Annotated in this window: 15 protein-coding genes; 5 read left to right on the plus strand and 10 right to left on the minus strand. The window is 64.3% G+C overall.

From position 1 onward, the window contains the following. Positions 1-12 precede the first annotated feature (12 nt). Positions 13-660, minus strand: a complete 648-nt coding sequence (locus RF638_RS07505; protein ID WP_129699432.1) for a response regulator transcription factor — start codon at positions 658-660, stop codon at positions 13-15. After that, positions 657-1,805 carry a sensor histidine kinase gene (locus tag RF638_RS07510; protein WP_129699433.1) on the minus strand — a complete coding sequence of 383 codons (1,149 nt, stop codon included), beginning with the start codon at positions 1,803-1,805 and terminating at the stop codon, positions 657-659. Before RF638_RS07510 ends, RF638_RS07505 begins: the two co-directional genes overlap by 4 nt. Before the next feature lie 162 nt (positions 1,806-1,967). On the opposite strand from RF638_RS07510, the gene RF638_RS07515 reads away from it, so the two are divergent. Beyond that, positions 1,968-2,462: a DUF6326 family protein gene (locus RF638_RS07515; RefSeq protein WP_368841697.1), complete on the plus strand. Its 495-nt coding sequence runs from the start codon at positions 1,968-1,970 to the stop codon at positions 2,460-2,462. Positions 2,463-2,826: 364 nt separating this feature from the next. On the opposite strand, the gene RF638_RS07520 is transcribed toward RF638_RS07515, so the two are convergent. From RF638_RS07520 to RF638_RS07545, 6 genes are all read right to left on the minus strand, one after another. Beyond that, on the minus strand, positions 2,827-4,074 hold the full coding sequence (locus RF638_RS07520) for an alpha-hydroxy acid oxidase (protein WP_368841699.1): 1,248 nt from the start codon (positions 4,072-4,074) through the stop codon (positions 2,827-2,829). Between the two features lie 167 nt (positions 4,075-4,241). Next, positions 4,242-4,601, minus strand: a complete 360-nt coding sequence (locus tag RF638_RS07525) for a metal-sulfur cluster assembly factor (protein WP_259915397.1) — start codon at positions 4,599-4,601, stop codon at positions 4,242-4,244. A gap of 36 nt (positions 4,602-4,637) precedes the next feature. Next, the gene (sufC, locus tag RF638_RS07530) at positions 4,638-5,399 is read right to left on the minus strand and encodes a Fe-S cluster assembly ATPase SufC (protein WP_095797879.1); all 762 of its coding nucleotides are present in this window, start codon (positions 5,397-5,399) and stop codon (positions 4,638-4,640) included. Between the two features lie 45 nt (positions 5,400-5,444). Beyond that, on the minus strand, positions 5,445-6,749 hold the full coding sequence (sufD, locus tag RF638_RS07535; protein ID WP_095797878.1) for a Fe-S cluster assembly protein SufD: 1,305 nt from the start codon (positions 6,747-6,749) through the stop codon (positions 5,445-5,447). 1 nt (position 6,750) lies between these two features. After that, positions 6,751-8,226, minus strand: a complete 1,476-nt coding sequence (gene sufB / locus RF638_RS07540) for a Fe-S cluster assembly protein SufB (RefSeq protein WP_095797877.1) — start codon at positions 8,224-8,226, stop codon at positions 6,751-6,753. Next, positions 8,219-8,986 (minus strand): metalloregulator ArsR/SmtB family transcription factor, encoded by a 768-nt coding sequence (locus tag RF638_RS07545; RefSeq protein ID WP_238662976.1) that lies wholly within the window; start codon positions 8,984-8,986, stop codon positions 8,219-8,221. Before RF638_RS07545 ends, sufB begins: the two co-directional genes overlap by 8 nt. Before the next feature lie 201 nt (positions 8,987-9,187). Here RF638_RS07545 and RF638_RS07550 point away from each other — a divergent pair, with 201 nt between their 5' ends. The 3 genes from RF638_RS07550 (at position 9,188) to RF638_RS07560 (ending at position 12,133) form a co-directional block, all read left to right on the plus strand. Continuing rightward, complete coding sequence (locus RF638_RS07550; RefSeq protein WP_368841700.1) at positions 9,188-10,189, plus strand: ABC transporter ATP-binding protein; 1,002 nt, start codon at positions 9,188-9,190, stop codon at positions 10,187-10,189. After that, the gene (locus RF638_RS07555) at positions 10,186-10,968 is read left to right on the plus strand and encodes an ABC transporter permease (protein WP_368841701.1); all 783 of its coding nucleotides are present in this window, start codon (positions 10,186-10,188) and stop codon (positions 10,966-10,968) included. The genes RF638_RS07550 and RF638_RS07555 overlap by 4 nt, the downstream gene beginning before the upstream one ends. 151 nt (positions 10,969-11,119) lie before the next feature. Then, the gene (locus RF638_RS07560; RefSeq protein ID WP_095797875.1) at positions 11,120-12,133 is read left to right on the plus strand and encodes a heme A synthase; all 1,014 of its coding nucleotides are present in this window, start codon (positions 11,120-11,122) and stop codon (positions 12,131-12,133) included. Between the two features lie 316 nt (positions 12,134-12,449). Here RF638_RS07560 and RF638_RS07565 read toward each other — a convergent pair whose 3' ends face one another. Further along, positions 12,450-13,364, minus strand: coding sequence for a dihydrodipicolinate synthase family protein (locus tag RF638_RS07565; RefSeq protein ID WP_095797874.1), 915 nt, complete (start codon positions 13,362-13,364; stop codon positions 12,450-12,452). A 130-nt stretch (positions 13,365-13,494) separates the two neighbouring features. Next, positions 13,495-14,391 (minus strand): heme o synthase, encoded by an 897-nt coding sequence (locus RF638_RS07570; RefSeq protein ID WP_095798090.1) that lies wholly within the window; start codon positions 14,389-14,391, stop codon positions 13,495-13,497. A gap of 413 nt (positions 14,392-14,804) precedes the next feature. Between RF638_RS07570 and tkt the strand changes: the two genes are divergently transcribed. Beyond that, complete coding sequence (gene tkt, locus RF638_RS07575; protein WP_368841702.1) at positions 14,805-16,916, plus strand: transketolase; 2,112 nt, start codon at positions 14,805-14,807, stop codon at positions 16,914-16,916. Positions 16,917-16,975 lie beyond the last annotated feature (59 nt).

Genomic DNA, 16,975 nt, shown 5'->3' on the forward strand with positions numbered 1-16,975 from the left:
TCTGCTCGATTCTCACGTGCGGCCGGTCTCATGAGCCCACATCGCGAGTTCGACCCGATTACGTGCGTCAAGCTTGCGCATGAGGCTGGCCAAATGGGTCTTCACGGTGCTGGGACTGATGTGGAGCTCGTCCGCGATCTCGCTGTTGGTTCGGCCGTGCGCCACCGTGAGGAGCACTTGCTCCTCACGCGAGGTGAGCGGCTCTATCGGTTGCGCGGGCGACTCCTGATGCGACCGTGCAAACGTGGCGAGGAGGCGGACCGTGACGCTCGGAGCAATCAGAGCATCACCGTCTGCTGCCGCGTGAATCGCCTGGGACAGCAGCACGGGACCTGCATCCTTGAGTAGGAACCCTCGAGCACCGGCCTTCAACGCGCCATGGACGTACTCGTCCAGGTCGAAAGTGGTGATCACGACGATCGGCAGGGGGTCGGCGACCTCCGGTCCGGCGAGCTGGCGCGTGGCTTCGATTCCGTCCATGAGTGGCATGCGGATGTCGAACAGGCACACGTCCGGGCGCAGCTCACGCGCTAGACGAACCGCCTGTCGCCCATCGCTGGCTGCGCCCACGACCTCGATGTCCGGCTGGGCGTTGAGCAGCATGGTCAGGCCGGTGCGCACGATGTCCTGATCGTCGGCAATGAGTACCCGAATGGTCATGGGGAAACACCCTTCTTGGGCAGCGTCGCTTCGACTCGCCAGCCACCGCTCGCGTTGGGGCCGGCGTCGAACGTGCCACCCAGCAGCTTGACGCGTTCGCGCATGCCGACCAGGCCGTAACCGGATGGGTTGCCGCCGACCGTGCCCAGAGCGCCGTCGTTATCTACCGTTAACTGCACATGCTCGGCGTCGCCGACGACGCGCACGGCCACCCGCGTCGCATAGCGTGCGTGCCGTCTCGCGTTCGTGACGGACTCCTCGGTCAAGCGGTAAAGCGCCGCCCCGACCGCCGGGCTGAGATCGTCGAGATCACCGGACAGCTCGATGTCGATCTGTGGCCCTCCGTCAGTTTCACCCGTGAGCTGCCCCAGGTCCGCCACGCCCCGGCGTGGCGCCAAGTCCGCGCCCTCAGTGGTGCGCAGGACACCGACCATGCTGCGCAACTCGGTCAGGGTTCGCGAGGCGGCCTCTTCGATGACGGCAAGGACCTCGGTGGCACGCTCGGGGTGGGACGTGGCGACGGCCCGGCCGGCCTGGGCTTGGATGACGATCCCGGAGACGTGGTGGGCGACCGTGTCGTGGAGATCCCGCGCCAGCTGTTCGCGCTCCCGAGCTTTGGCCTGGTCGATGTCCCGGGCACGCGTATACGCGTAGTAGCGAATGGCAGCGCCCAGGGCTGCGGCGAACAGGAAGAAGGCGAAGGCAGCCACCGCATCCGGCGTACTGGTCGCGTCAGCGACCCTGGTGATACCCAACCAGACCAGGATGACCCCCAGTCCGATCGTCGCCTCGCGGCCGGATCCCCAGCGGAACAACGCGTAGGCCAAGACGAGCACGCCCGAGATGCTCCCCGGCAGATAGGCCGCCTCGCCGGTGAGGATCCTCGCGACGTCGAAGGCGATCAGCGTTCCGAAAGAAATAGCAACTGTCGCCAGTGGGTGAGTGCGGCGCCACCACAGGGGCGTGAGGATTACGAACATGGCGGGGAGCACCAGCGGGAGCGGGAGAAGGTCCTGGCGGAGCACCACCTCCACCACAGTCCACGCGACGAACACCGCGAAGAGTGCCCAGTCCCGCCACACCCTCTGAGGAGGGTTCGCCTGTCGAGGCTCGGCCCACAACGCGTGCAGCGCCTTGGTCACCATTCATCCAGTCTAGAGACAGCGCGGCAGGGGCGGATCGGCCGAAAGTACGAGGGCCTCGCCGTGCCATCGGCCGGGCCAACTCCGACCTCCGGGCCGATGTGCCCGCCGACGGACTCAGCGACTCTGGAACTACCGATCCACACCACCACAACGGAGCCCGTCATGAGAACACATCACCCCACCACCGCCTTGGACGAGCAGCGCGTCCCGGTCAGATTCAAGCTCGCTGCAGCGTGGACCAGCTTCATGTTCCTGTACGTCTACGTGGACATTCTCGCGTTCTACAAGCCCGGAGTGGTCACTGACATCCTGGCGGGTACCGTCTGGCGACTCGACATCACCCAGACCTGGGCCATCACGGCGCTGTCTCTCTTGGCGATCCCGATCTTGATGGTCGTCCTGTCGACAATCCTGCCCGCTCGGGCCAGTCGCATCGCCAACTTGATTGCCGCCTCGGTACAAATCCCCTTCGCCGCTTTCAACGCGGTGGGCGAGTTCGGCGGGTCCTGGATGTATTTCTACTGCCTGGGAGTCGCACTGGAAGTCATCCTTCTCATCCTCGTCCTGCGGTACGCCTGGACCTGGCCCCGCACCCGGCCGGCCGCGACCAACGCAGCCATGTCCGCCAGTCCGGATCGAGATGTCGTTCGCGCCTAGTAGCAAGCGTGAGCGCGAGAACAGCCCGTCCAGTTCGAAACCGACATTCACTACGACGTCGCACGGGGGCCTTCCAAGGCTCCCGTCGGCATGTCGGTCCGTCCATACCGGACGACTGTTTCGTCGAATCCGCCAGTGCAGCAAATCCAATGTGAGGGAAATGCAGTGGAGCAGTCTCAGGGGAGGCAAACGTCGAATCCTCGCCGAATCTGTGCAGCTTCCTCACCTCACGCTTCGCAGCTACGTTTTCCTCCCCTGAGACTCCGCACTCCAAGGCCTCTGCTCAAGCCTCACTCTGTCAGCCCTGAATCCTCAGAATGGAGGCTCAGAAGACGGCAATCTCAGTCGAACCAGTCAGCCGAGGTCAGTCCAGGAGGGCTCGCTCATCTCGGGAGGTGTTCAGCCACGGCGCTCGCATGCAGTCGGGGCCGAGGTCCGCGATGGAACCGGCGCCCATGAGCAGCATGTTGGTGCGGATCTGCTTCTCCAGCAGCTCGATCGCCCGGGTGACCCCCTGTTGTCCGCCGGCCATCAGGCCGTAGAGGTAGGCCCGGCCGATCAGCACGAAGTCCGCACCGGCACACAGGGCCGCCACAACATCGGTGCCGGACATGATGCCCGAATCCAGGATCAGCGGCACAGCCGGACCGACTTCAGCGCGGATCTCCGGCAAGCTCGTCAGGGTCACGGGCGCCCGGTCCAGCTGGCGTCCACCGTGGTTGGACACGATCAGCCCGTCGGCACCCACGCTCATGGCGCGGCGGGCGTCCTCGGCGGTCAGAACGCCCTTGACGAACAACTGCCCGTCCCACTCCTCGCGGATCCACACGAGGTCCTCCAGAGACAGGCTCGGGTCGAACATCTTGCCGATCAGCTCCCCCACCATGTGGGAGGTGTCCGCCAAGGACGCGAACTTCAGAGAGTCGGTCGTGAGGAAGTTGAACCACCACTCGGGCCGGTAGGAAGCATCTAGGACGGTCTTGAGTGTCAGCTTGGGCGGGATGCTCATGCCGTTGCGATCATCGCGTAGGCGGTTACCGGGCACGGGAGTGTCCACGGTAACGATCAAATTAGTGTAGCCAGCCGCCTTGGCCCGGACGATCAGATCCCGGGAGGCCTCGTGGTCTCGCCACAGGTACAGCTGGAACCAGCGGGCGGCCTCCGGTGCGGCGTCGCGAACCTCCTCGATCGAGCGGGTGCCCATCGTCGAGAGCGAGAACGGGATCCCGGCCTCGGCAGCCGCCTTCACTCCCCCGATCTCACCCTCACTGTGCATGAAGCGGGTGAAACCGGTGGGCGCGATTCCGAACGGCAGTGCGCTGCGGTATCCGGCGATCTCGGTCGAGAGATCCGCCTCTGCGGTGCCGTGCAGGATCTTGGGCAGCAGCTCTACGGCCTCGAACGCCTCGCGGCTGCGCTTGTACGTCAGTTCCAGACCGGCCGCGCCGTCCACGTAGTCGAACGCGGGCTTGGGGGTACGACGCCGCGCGATCGCCCTGAGTGCCTCGATATCGGCAGCCTTCCCGAGCCGAGCGGCCCTGCGGTCAGGATTGAACTTGCCGAACTGCATGAGCGGCTTGAGTTCGGAAATTTGGGGCAGTCGTCGTTCCACGGCCACATCCTCTCGTAGATCACGTCTTTGAATCCGAACCTAACACCGGAGGTACCGGGAGGCAGGAAAGGAAGCGAGCGGCGTCGTCGTCGACAGAACCAAAAGCCCGGGCACGCGAAAGGGCGCGAGGTCAAAGACCCCGCGCCCTCGCGCTGCTGAGAACCGGACTAGATGTTGAAGCCCAGGGCGCGCATCTGATCGCGCCCGTCCTCGGTGATCCGCTCGGGACCCCACGGCGGCATCCAGACCCAGTTCACGTGCCACTCGTCGATGATGGTTCCCAGGTTCTGCGAAACCTGTTCCTCGATCACGTCCTGCAGCGGGCACGCTGCCGTGGTCAGGGTCATGTCCAGGCGCAACGAATTGTCGTCCTGGTAGACCAGGCCGTACAGCAGGCCCAGGTCAACAATGTTGACACCCAGCTCGGGGTCGATCACGTTCTCCAACGCGGTCTTGACCTCGGCCAGGGACGGCTGACCGTTGGGGCCCGGGGCCTCAGCGGTGACTGTCTCGGTGGTTTCGCTCATATGGAACCCTCCTCAAGCGAAGTGGTGGAAAGCTGGTTACTTGGCCACGCTCATGTAGCGGTCGTAGCCTTCTTCTTCAAGGCGATCGGCCAACTCGGGGCCACCCTCGTCCACAATGCGGCCGTCCGCGAAGACGTGCACGAACTGCGGCTTGATGTAGCGCAGGATGCGGGTGTAGTGGGTGATCAGCATGATGCCGGTGTTCTGCTCGGTGAGCGCACGGTTCACGCCTTCGGAGACGACCTTGAGCGCATCCACGTCAAGACCGGAGTCGGTCTCGTCCAGCAGAGCGATCTTCGGGCGCAGCAGCTCCAGCTGAAGGATCTCGTGGCGCTTCTTCTCGCCGCCGGAGAAGCCTTCGTTGACGTTGCGCTGGATCATGGCCGGATCGATCTTCAGCTTCTCCATGGAAGCCTTCATGTCCTTGGTCCAGGTGCGCAGCGAGGGGGCCTCGCCGTCGATCGCGGTCTTGGCCGAACGCAGGAAGTTCGAGGTCGTCACGCCGGGGATCTCGACCGGGTACTGCATCGCCAGGAACAGACCGGCGCGGGCGCGCTCGTCCACGGACATCTCCAGGACGTTCTGGCCGTCCAGGGTCACGGACCCGGAATCGACCTGGAACTTGGGGTGACCGGCAATGGTGGAAGCCAGAGTGGATTTACCGGAACCGTTGGGGCCCATGATCGCGTGCACTTCACCGGAATTGATGGTGAGGTTCACGCCCTTGAGGATGGGCTTGGTGGTCTCGTCGTCCAGGATGACGGACGCGTGGAGGTCCTTGATCTCCAATACAGACATGCGGTGATTCTCCTTGGGTAAAAGTTTTAGTGGGCGGTCTACGAGTCAGTTCTCGTGACGCGCGAGCTCTTCTTCAACGCTGTTACGCAGCTGTTCCTCGATGGACTCCACGCCGATCTGCTGGATGATCTCGAACAGGAAGCCACGAACCACCAGGCGGCGGGCGTCTTCCTCCGGGATACCGCGAGACATCAGGTAGTAGAGGTGCTCATCATCCAGCTGACCCGTGGTGGATGCGTGACCAGCGCCGGCGATCAGGCCGGTTTCGATCTCCAGGTTGGGAACGGAATCCATGCGGGGACCGTCGTTCAGGATAAGGTTGCGGTTGAGCTCGTAGGTGTCGGTGCCCTCGGCCTCGGCGCGGATCAGGACGTCGCCCACCCACACGCCGTGCGCGTTTTCGCCCTGCAGTGCGGACTTGTAGGTCACGCGGGAGCGGCAGCGCGGCTGCGAGTGGTCCACGAACAGACGCGACTCGAGGTGCTGGCCCTCGTCCACGAAGGTCAGGCCGTACATTTCCACGTTGCCACCCTGGGCGGCAAAGCGGGTCGACGGCGTGACGCGCACCAGATCTCCACCGAGAGAGATCAGCACGTGCTTCAGGGAACCGTCACGCTGGATCTTCGCCTGCTGAGCGGACGCGTGCACCGAGTTGTCGTCCCATTCCTGGATCGACACGACGGTCAGCTTGGAGCCCTCGCCCACCTGGAACTCGACGTTCTGGGACAGCACGGCCTGGCCGCGGTGCCGCAGCACCACCAGGGCGCTGGAGTTGGCACCGGTCTCGATCACGATGTGCTGAGCCGCCGGGTCCATCGACGAACCGTTGATGTCGACCAGCAGCGGCTGATCGGCCTCGACGTTGGCCGGGACGGAGATGACGGTGGCCTCGGAGAAGGCGCTCCACGCGTTGGCGGAAACACGATCCTCCGGGATGCCTGCCTTACCGATGCGAGCGTCGTCGCGCCCCACGGTGGTCACGGTGACTTGGCCCTCGCCCGAGACGACCTCGACGGCGGGTGCCGCACCGGTCAGCTCAGTCTCGTCCAGGCCCTTGAGGCGCTTGAGCGGAGTGAACCGCCAGTCCTCGAGCTTGGAGGTCAGCTTGGGGAATTCTTCCACCTTGTAAGAGGAGAAACGGCCCGCGCGGGAGGAGTCCGGGACACCGGAGATGTCACCGTGCTTGGTGTGCTTGATCTCCGGCTCACCGGCCTGGTTGCGGCCCTCCTGGAGGACCTCACCTTCCTGGCTCATGCCCGGAATGGCAACGCGATCCTCACCCGTGGGGACACCGTCCACCTTGTCGGCGGCTTCTTTACCGTGTCGTACGGTCTGGTCGGTTGTGGACATATCAGCCAACGGATCCTTCCATCTGCAATTCGATCAAGCGGTTGAGTTCAAGGGCGTACTCCATGGGCAGCTCGCGGGCGATCGGCTCCACGAAGCCGCGCACGATCATGGCCATGGCCTCTTCTTCGGCCATACCGCGCTGCATGAGGTAGAACAGCTGCTCCTCGGACACACGGGAGACCGTGGCCTCATGGCCCATGGTGACGTCGTCCTCGCGGATGTCCACGTACGGGTAGGTGTCCGAACGGGAAATGGTGTCCACCAGCAAGGCGTCACACACCACGTTGGACTTGGAGTGCTTGGCACCCTCACGCACCTGGACCAGACCGCGGTACGCGGAACGGCCACCGTTACGAGCCACCGACTTGGAGACGATGGAGGATGAGGTGTTCGGAGCAATGTGCACCATCTTGGAACCGGTGTCCTGGTGCTGGCCCTCGCCGGCGAACGCGATGGACAGGGTCTCACCGCGAGCGTGTTCACCGGTCATGTAGACGGCCGGGTACTTCTGGGTGACCTTGGAGCCGATGTTGCCGTCGACCCACTCCATGGTGGCACCCTCGTGTGCAATGGCGCGCTTGGTCACCAGGTTGTACACGTTGTTGGACCAGTTCTGGATGGTCGTGTAGCGAACGCGAGCGTTCTTCTTGCAGATGATCTCCACCACGGCGGAGTGCAGGGAGTCCGTCTTGTAGATCGGCGCGGTGCAACCCTCGATGTAGTGAACGTAGGAGTCCTCATCGGCAATGATCAGGGTGCGCTCGAACTGGCCCATGTTCTCCGTGTTGATACGGAAGTAAGCCTGCAGCGGGATGTCCACGTGAACACCCTTGGGCACATACACGAATGAACCGCCGGACCATACGGCCGTGTTCAGCGCGGCGAACTTGTTGTCGCCCACCGGGATCACGGTGCCGAAGTACTCCTCGAAGAACTCCGGGTGCTCCTTCAGCGCGGTGTCGGTGTCCATGAAGATGACGCCCTGGCGCTCCAGGTCCTCACGGATCTGGTGGTAGACCACCTCGGACTCGTACTGAGCGGCCACACCGGCAACCAAGCGGTTACGCTCGGCCTCGGGGATGCCCAGCTTCTCGTACGTGTTGCGGATGTCCTCGGGCAACTCTTCCCACGAACCGGCCTGCTGCTCGGTGGAACGCACGAAGTACTTGATGTTGTCGAAATCGATGCCGGACAGGTCCGCGCCCCACGTGGGCATGGGCTTGCGGTCGAAGAACTTCAGGCCCTTCAGGCGCAGGTTGAGCATCCACTCGGGTTCGCTCTTCTTGCCCGAGATATCACGGACCACATCGGCGTCAACGCCGCGGCGTGCCGAGGCACCGGCGTCATTCTTGTCTGCCCAGCCGTACTGGTACTGGCCGATCCCCTCGAGCTCCGGGTTCATTTCCAGGATCTCGGAGATCACGGTGTCTTCTGGCTTGTTACCCGCGGTGTCTGCGGGAACGGTGCGCTCAGTCATGACAACCCTCCTTGTCGTGCGGTTGTTGGTTAGTTGTGGTGGTCGATGCCGTTGAGCGGCGCTGCAACGGTACGTGTGTGGTGCAAACATGCGCGCCGGCGGCCATGGTCGACAGCCTGCGCACGTCCACGCCCAGCAACTGGGCGATCATGGACGTTTCCAGTTCGCAAAAATCGGGGTATTCCGTGGCGATTTCACGCACGGGGCAGTGGCCCTGGCACAGCTGGGCCGAGCGCATGCTCACGCCCTTGGGACCTCGGGGGGTCACCACGGTGTGGGAGGCGGCAAAGCCATCACGGCTCATTTCGGCGGTCAAGGCGTTGAGGCGATCTTCGACGTCGGGCCCGGCCGCGTTGATCACGGGACGGTACCTTTCCGACATCTCCTGGATGCGTTCGGCCACGAATTCGTGGACCAGTTCTTCGCCGCCGGTCTCCTCAAGGGTGTGCATGGCCTTGCGGGCCAGGCTGAGGTAGTCGTTACCGAGTTGGTCGTGGCCTTCCGCGGCCACCACGTAGCGGCGCGCGGGACGACCGGCACCGCCCTGGGTGGTGCGGACCAATGACACTTCAATGATCTGTTCGGCCTCGAGGGCGTCCAAGTGTCGGCGCACAGCAGCCGGAGTGAGCCCCAGATCCTTGGCAATCTGCGCCGCGGAGACGGGACCGTGAGCAAGCACCAGAGACAGCACCCGCGAACGAGTGGTCTCGTCGTGGTCCGCGCGCACCGGAGTGGCGTGTTCCGTTGCTTGGGAACTCATACTGTGTGGGACATCCTCAGGATTGATTGCGTTGCGGGCCTTGTCGATGCTCGGCCTCTGGTCACGATCCACACCTGGGCGGATCTGCAATACACAACAAGGATATGCGCTAATCCATTCCCAATCCAACACGGCCCTCCGATCCGCGAATGGGAGCCGTCTCACACGAGAGGTTCGGGTGTCACCGCATAGACTGTCGTGGTGCTGAACCACCCTGCTCCCACACAGTCTGCACCGGATTTCGACGCCGGTTCCCAGGTTCCGGCTCTCCACATCACGGATCTGTCCAAAAAGTTCGAGCGCAGGGGTCGGCAGGTGCACGCGGTGCGCGGGCTCAGCATGGCGGCCCACCGCGGGCAGGTCACTGCACTCCTGGGAGCCAACGGCGCCGGCAAAACCACCACATTGCAGTGCGCTCAGGGTCTGTTGCGCCCGTCGTCGGGCACCGTACGGCTGCTGGACGAAAACCCGTGGCAGGCCTCGCCAGAACTGCGTGCTCGCGTGGGCGTCATGCTGCAGGACGGTGGACTCCCCCAGGCCGTGCGCCCCATGGAATTACTGCGCCATGTGAGCCGGCTGTACAAGGAACCCCGGCCGGTGAACGAATTGGTCGATTTATTGGGTATCGAGCCGTTCGCCACCACCTCGATCCGGCGCCTGTCCGGTGGCCAGCGCCAGCGCGTGGGACTGGCCGCCGCGCTCATCGGCCACCCCGACGTCCTCTTCCTGGACGAGCCCTCCGCGGGTCTTGATCCCCAGTCGCGTCAGATCGTGTTCGACCTGATTACCCAGTTACGCGATGCCGGCACCTGCATCATTTTGACCACCCACCTCATGGACGACGCCGCTCGGCTGGCCGACTACGTCTACATCGTTCATCACGGCTCGGTCGCCGCGCAGGGAACGGTGGCGGACCTGGTCAGCGCGGAACAGCACGCGCCCGTGGTCATGACCGTGACGTTGCCCGAGGCCCGTGCTAGGGACTTGCGCGAGCGCCCACCGTGGCAGGCAGAGTCCTTCCGCGACATTGAATGGACCGTTAAGGACCGCACCGTGACACTCACGGGTGAACTTACGGCACCCCAGATTCGCGACATCACGGAATGGGCCACCCTGGATGATTCCGTTCCCGAAGCCCTCAGCGTGCAGCCCCGTTCCTTGGAGGACGTGTTCTTGGAAGTCTCAGGAAGTGATCCCCGATGAGCACTCTGGCCCCAGCCGCTCAACAGTCCACTCGCGCCGCGAGCCTACCCACCCGGGTCGCGGCACAAGCCCGCTACGAGACCGTCACCATGGTGCGCAACGGGGAGCAGTTCCTGCTGCTCATCATCCTGCCGATCCTGGCACTGATCGGTCTCACGGTCACGGACCTGCTCGATTCGTTCCGGCCCGACGGCGCCACCCGCCTGGACGTTGCCGTGCCCGGCGTGCTCGTGCTGTGTGTGATCTCCAGTGCGTTCTCGGGCCAGGGCATCCAAACCGGTTTCGACCGCCGATACGGTGTGCTCCGCTACCTGTCCACCACTCCCTTGGGCCGCGGCGGCCTGATTGCCGGAAAACTGCTCGCCATCATCGTGGTACTGGCCCTGCAGTACATCCTGATCGGCGGCACTGCCGCACTCATGGGATGGCGCCCGGACCCACTGGCCGTGCTCGGCTCCATTCCATTTCTGCTCCTCGTGGCTGTGGCCTTCACCGGAGTGGGCATGCTGATCGCCGGCACGCTGCGCGCCGAGGCCACCCTGGCGATCCTCAATCTTGTGTGGGTCGCGCTTGCCGCCGGTGGAGGCGTGCTGTTCCCCACCTCCGCGTTGCCGGGTTGGATCTCCTGGCTGGTCGATCTGCTGCCCTCCGCTGCCGCGGGTGAGTTGCTCCGCAGCTGTTTCTTGGCAGGCCAATTCGCCCTACTGCCCGCTCTGATTCTGGCCGTCTGGGCTGTGCTCAGCGGGGCCGCGACCGTCAAGTGGTTCAAGTGGGTCTAGGCCCACCCTGCTGTTCAAACCGCTGTGCGCTCCGTTGCGTGCCTCGAGGCCCAGGCTGACACCCGAATCGACGCTCGATCCGTTGAGCTGATTCCCCGGCTCGGCCGCTAGACTTTCCCTACCTCATCCACCAGCATCTGGAAGCACCGCCATGTCTGCCACCGTCTCCCCGTCCGCCACCGACAACTTCTGGTGGCCTTCCACCGTGACCCCCTGGGTCCGCGCGCTGGCCATCGCGTCCCTGGTGGCCAACAGCCTCCTGATCCTCACCGGTGGTCTGGTCCGGCTCACCGGCTCCGGGCTCGGTTGCCCCACATGGCCCCGCTGCACCGACGATTCTTGGACCAATACCCCGGAAATGGGCATCCACGGACTCATTGAGTTCGGTAACCGCTTGCTCACGTTCGTGCTGGCGGTTGTCGCCGTCCTGACGTTCATCGCCGTATTGCGCCTGCGTCACGAGTTCCCCCGGATGTTTCTCTTCGCCTTGCTCCTGGGTATCGGCATTCCCGTGCAGGCGCTGATCGGTGGCATCACCGTGCTGGTACAGCTGCACCCCTTGGTGGTGGGCGTGCACTACATCGTCTCGGCCATCATGATCTCGCTGGCCACACTCCTGGTTCTCGATACACGCAGAGCAAGCCTGGCCACCGTGGCCTACGCGCAACGCCCCGGTCAGCTCCCCGGACGAGAGAAGACCGTCCGCATTCTCGCCACGGCCGTGGGTGTGCTGTCCGCAATGATCCTCTACGTGGGCACCCTGGTCACCGGCACCGGCCCCCACGCCGGCGACGAGGACTCCGCCCGTCTCGCCTTCGAACCCCGTCTGATCACCTTCACTCACGTGGTTCCCGTGTACTTGATCGTCGCCGCTGTGATCGTCGCCCTGATCCTGGGCATGAAGCAGAACTGGCCCAAGGTCCTCGTCCGCGCGTACATGCTGCTGGCCGGTGTCCTGGTGCTGCAGGCCCTGGTCGGTTACTACCAGTACCTCAACAACGTGCCGATTTTGTCCGTGGCCATCCACATGGTGCTTTCGGCCATCATGATCTGGGCAGCCACTCGCGTGTGCTCCATCAGTTTCCAGGTCACCAAGGATCCCACCGAGGCCAACGCCGATCGCGCCCTCGCCCGCGACAGCGACGTCACGGAGCCGGTCCTCTAATTCAGCCAGCAATCACCTGAGGTGCCGTTAGAGCCTTTCCCCGCAAGCAGAGAGGTCATAACGGCACCTCTAGTGTTTGGCGAAGTCTTAACGACACATCAAATGCTCAGAACCCCTGTCCCGCGGATCATTTCTCAGGTGTTGGAAGAACCGCCGCTTACACCTGAGGTGCCAGAGGAACCCTCCAGGGGCGGCAGAAAGGTCGCAACGGCTCCTCAGGTGTCATGAAGGGTTCTAAGGACCCCTCATATGTCGGGCCACGTACCCGGTACCGAGCGGCGCGAGGCGACCGAGCGGCGTCGTCGATCGAAAGTGGTCAGTCCGCGATGTGTGGGGCGGCGGAGCGCAGTTGTTCCACGGCGTCGGCGAGGAGGCGCTTGCTGCGGGTGGGAATCGGCAGCAGGGGGCGACGAGGTGCGCCGGTGCGGACTCCGCACACTTCGGCCAGGGCGTAAAGCGCGGACAGTGGGCGTTCGTAACCCATGAGCTGCATGAGTGGCGCCAACGTGGCGCTCCACAACGCGGCCTCGTTGGCGCGATGGTGGATGACCGCGCGGTGGAAGGCCACGAACTCGGGAGCCAGCAGCGCCGCCATGCCGGTGTGCCACGGGGCCATCGGGTAGTCGGACACAATGATCTGGTCGCCACTCACCCCGTGGACCGTGGTGGGATCCGCTCGTTGGGAGTAGAGCAGCTGCCGCGAGTGGAAGAGCCGACCCGTGGCCACGGTGTCCTTGAAGGCCACCACGTTGTCCAGCCAGGACAATTCCGCGGCCAGCTCCACAGGGTAGTTGAAGCCCGTGGTCTCCGGGTTGTTGTACAGGCACAGCGGCAGCGACAGTGAGGACGCAACCGTCTCGACCTGATCCGCAATCTCCTGCGAAACCAGCGGAATGTAGCTGAGGGGGTTGAGCACCAGCCCGTCCGCGCCGTTGTTCTCCGCCGCGTAGGCCATGGTCATGACCTCGCGGGTGGTCATCGCGGAGATTCCGACCCCCACGGGTGTTTCCGAGCCCGACGCCGCGTCAACGGCCACCTTGACGACCTGGGCACGTTCTTCGGCGCTCAAGTACGCGAAGCTGCCGGAGGTTCCCAGGACCACCACGCCGTCCACGCCGCTGCGCGCCAACTTGGCCACGCTGAGCTCCAATGACTCCAGGTCCAAACCGCCGCCCGGCAAGAAGGGCGTGATGGGGTAGGCAATGACACCGGAAAAAGTCATGGACTGCATGGAGCTAGTTTAGGTGAGCCTTACACAGATTCCGTGACAAGGAACGACGCCCGCGAGTCAGGAAGCCCGCGCGGCGGGTACCGTCAGTTCGAGCCCGGCCAGTCGGTGACGGCGGGTCAGGAACCGAGGATCAGAGAATCGGGCCGCCGATGAACGGGTCGAGAGCCACGCCCACGAACACGAAGGTGATGTAGGCGATGGAACCGTGGAACACGAACATCGCCTGCTTGAGGGTCGGCTTGCCGCTCTGCGCCATGGAGTGCAGTTTGTGGCAGTGGTACAGGAACCAGCCGCCGGAGGCCAGAGCGATGAGTGCGTACACCCAACCGGCGCCACCCACGGGAACCAGCAGCAGCGAGCAGATGACGGTGGCCCAGGCGTAGAGCACGACCTGAGCGCCCACCGATCGGGCGGTATCCACGGCGCCCAGCATGGGGACACCGGCGCGGGAGTAGTCCTCGGCATATTTCATGGACAGCGGCCAGTAGTGCGGCGGGGTCCACAGGAAGATGAACATGAACAGCACCAGGGCCGGCCACTCAATGGTGTCGCGGACAGCGGCCCAACCGATGAGCACCGGCATGCAACCCGCAATGCCGCCCCACACAATGTTCTGCGCGGTGCGGCGCTTCAAGATGATGGAGTAGAACACGGCGTACAGCGCAATGGCGATGACACCGAGCACGCCACACAGCACGCTGACGCCAATGGTCAGCCACGCGACCGCCACCGCGGACAGCACCCAGGCGAAGATCAGGGCTTCACGATCACCAACCTCACCGGTGACCAGCGGACGCCGCGCGGTGCGCTTCATCAGGCGGTCTTCGTTGCGGTCGATGTAGCAGTTGAACGCTCCGGCCGCGCCGGCCGCAAGGCTGCCGCCGATCAGCGTGTTCAGGATCAGCCAGAAATTGGGCATGCCCTGCTGGGCGAAAATCATGGTCGGTACGGTGGCGACCAGCAGAAGTTCGATGATGCGGGGCTTGGTGAGCGCCACGTAAGCCTTGATCTTGCGCCCCGCGGTCATGGGCCCCTCGTACCCCACCGGCGCTACCGTGCCGATGGAAGAGCCGGTGGCACCGTGGCCGTGGGAGGCCTGCGATGCGCTTCGACCCGACTGTGCCGCGGTATCAAGGGGGTTCACAGAATCAATGCTCCAACTAATCGAATCCGGCGCCGTGGTATTTCGAGCCGTACGGGGCAGATACCGCCTTCCGAACGCGTACCTATACCCACACAGAAGTATAGCCGTCATAATGCGTAATTTCCGGGTGATCAACAGCACGTCCGGGCACGTGATTCACCGATAGCACAAGACACTGACGCCGCCTGGGCTGCGGGACTAAGGTTAACGCTGAAACCCGTGTGGTCTGGCCGACGCGACGTCGTCGAGCCCCAGGCCGCAGTGGAGTACCGCACCGATGAAAGGGACTTGCCACCGTGCCGAACCTTGAGCAACCGCTGAACTGGACCGAACAGGACGCCCGCGCCGTGGACACCGCGCGTGTACTCGCCGCCGACGCCGTGCAGAAGGTGGGCAACGGTCACCCCGGCACCGCCATGTCCCTGGCGCCCGTTGCTTACATGCTGTTCCAGAAGATCATGCGTCACGATCCCAGTGACGACCGCTGGACGGGCCGCGACCGGTTCATCCTCTCCCCGGGTCACACGTCACTGACGCTGTACCTGCAGCTGTTCTTCTCCGGTTACGGCCTGGAAATGGACGACATCAAGTCCTTGCGCACCTGGGGCTCCAAGGTCCCCGGTCACCCCGAATACCGCCACACGACCGGCGTGGAGATCACCACCGGCCCGCTCGGCCAGGGCCTGGCCTCCTCGGTGGGCTTCGCCTACGGCCAGCGCTACACGCGCGGCTTGTTCGACGCCGACGCCGCTCCCGGCACCTCGCCGTTCGACCACAACATCTTTGTGATCGCCTCGGACGGTGACTTGCAGGAGGGCATCACGTCCGAGGCATCGTCACTGGCCGGCACCCAGGAGTTGGGCAACCTGGTCGTGATCTACGACGACAACAACATTTCCATCGAGGACGACACCAACGTGGCGTTCAACGAGGACGTCCTGGGCCGTTACGAGGCCTACGGCTGGGACGTGGCCCGTGTTGATTGGCGCAACGGCGGCGAGTACAAGGAAGACCTCGACTCGCTGTACAACGCGATCATCTCGGCCACCAAGGTCAAGGACAAGCCGTCCATCATCGCTCTGAACACCATCATCGGTTGGCCCGCCCCCAAGAAGCAGAACACCGGCGCCATCCACGGCTCCGCATTGGGCGAAGAAGAGGTCGCATCCGTCAAGGAGATCCTCGGTTTCGACACGGCCGAGTCCTTCGTGATCGAGCCCGAGATCTTCGAGCACGTGCGCTCCGTGGCCGAACGCGGCAAGGAGGAACGCGCCGAGTGGGAGAAGTCCTTCGCCGCGTGGCGTGAGGCCAACCCGGACAAGGCCGCCCTGTACGACCGCATCCGTGAGGAGCAGCTGCCCGAGAATTACGCTGCCGCCTTCCCGACCTTCGAGGCGGGCAAGGACGTGGCCACGCGTAAGGCTTCCGGTCAGGTCATCAACGCCATTGCCGACACGTTCCCCGAGCTGTGGGGCGGTTCGGCAGACCTCGCCGGCTCCAACAACACCACGATCGACAACGCCAAGTCCTTTATCCCGGCCAACCGCTCCACCGACATGTGGGAAGGATCCCCATACGGTCGTGTGCTGCACTTCGGTATCCGCGAGCACGCGGCGGCAGCAATTGTCAACGGCATTGTGATGAGCACGCAGACCCGTGCGTTCTCCGGTACGTTCCTGATCTTCTCGGACTACCAGCGCCCCGCGGTTCGCCTGGGCGCGCTCATGAAGGTGCCGTCCATCTATGTGTGGACCCACGACTCGATCGGTCTGGGCGAGGACGGCCCCACACACCAACCGGTTGAGCAGTTGTCCGCGCTGCGTGCCATTCCGGGCCTGGACGTCGTGCGCCCGGCGGATGCCAACGAAACCGCTGTCGCGTGGCGCACCATGCTCGAGCACCACGACCGCCCCGCCGGTATCGCGCTGACCCGTCAGAACCTGCCGACCTTCTCCCGTGTGGATCTCCACCCGGACGCCGAGGGCGAGAAGTTCGCCTCCGCCGAGGGCGTGGCCCGCGGTGCGTACGTGATGGCCGACACCGAGTCCACCCCGGACGTTGTGCTGATCGCCACCGGTTCCGAGGTCGAGTTGGCCGTCGCCGCACGTCAGCAGCTGGCCGAACAGGGTGTGGCCGCTCGCGTGGTCTCCATGCCGTGCCGCGAATGGTTCGACGCCCAGGACGAGGACTACCGCGAATCCGTGATCCCCTCGGACGTCAAGGCCCGCGTGAGCGTTGAGGCCGGCGTCAAGATGTCCTGGAACGACATCCTGGGCGACGCCGGACGCGCCGTGTCCCTCGAGCACTTCGGTGAGTCCGCCGACTACAAGACCCTGTACCGCGAGTTCGGCATCACCGCCGAGGACGTGGTCAGCAAGGCTCAGGAGTCCATCGCCGCCGCGCGCTGATTCTCCCCCTTGCCGTGCGGGTGCAGCTGGCACGACCGGCCGCACCCGAACGGCACTAC

Source organism: Kocuria sp. CPCC 205235, from assembly GCF_040980905.1.
Lineage (GTDB): Bacteria > Actinomycetota > Actinomycetes > Actinomycetales > Micrococcaceae > Kocuria > Kocuria carniphila.

Coding starts and splice junctions, on each gene's coding strand:
- RF638_RS07560 (WP_095797875.1), top strand. CDS start 11,120: ATGTCTGCCACCGTCTCCCCGTCCGCCACCGACAACTTCTGGTGGCCT.
- RF638_RS07570 (WP_095798090.1), bottom strand. CDS start 14,391: ATGACCGCGGGGCGCAAGATCAAGGCTTACGTGGCGCTCACCAAGCCC.
- RF638_RS07505 (WP_129699432.1), bottom strand. CDS start 660: ATGACCATTCGGGTACTCATTGCCGACGATCAGGACATCGTGCGCACC.
- RF638_RS07525 (WP_259915397.1), bottom strand. CDS start 4,601: ATGAGCGAAACCACCGAGACAGTCACCGCTGAGGCCCCGGGCCCCAAC.
- sufC (WP_095797879.1), bottom strand. CDS start 5,399: ATGTCTGTATTGGAGATCAAGGACCTCCACGCGTCCGTCATCCTGGAC.
- RF638_RS07510 (WP_129699433.1), bottom strand. CDS start 1,805: ATGGTGACCAAGGCGCTGCACGCGTTGTGGGCCGAGCCTCGACAGGCG.
- RF638_RS07555 (WP_368841701.1), top strand. CDS start 10,186: ATGAGCACTCTGGCCCCAGCCGCTCAACAGTCCACTCGCGCCGCGAGC.
- RF638_RS07515 (WP_368841697.1), top strand. CDS start 1,968: ATGAGAACACATCACCCCACCACCGCCTTGGACGAGCAGCGCGTCCCG.
- RF638_RS07545 (WP_238662976.1), bottom strand. CDS start 8,986: ATGAGTTCCCAAGCAACGGAACACGCCACTCCGGTGCGCGCGGACCAC.
- sufD (WP_095797878.1), bottom strand. CDS start 6,749: ATGTCCACAACCGACCAGACCGTACGACACGGTAAAGAAGCCGCCGAC.
- RF638_RS07565 (WP_095797874.1), bottom strand. CDS start 13,364: ATGCAGTCCATGACTTTTTCCGGTGTCATTGCCTACCCCATCACGCCC.
- sufB (WP_095797877.1), bottom strand. CDS start 8,226: ATGACTGAGCGCACCGTTCCCGCAGACACCGCGGGTAACAAGCCAGAA.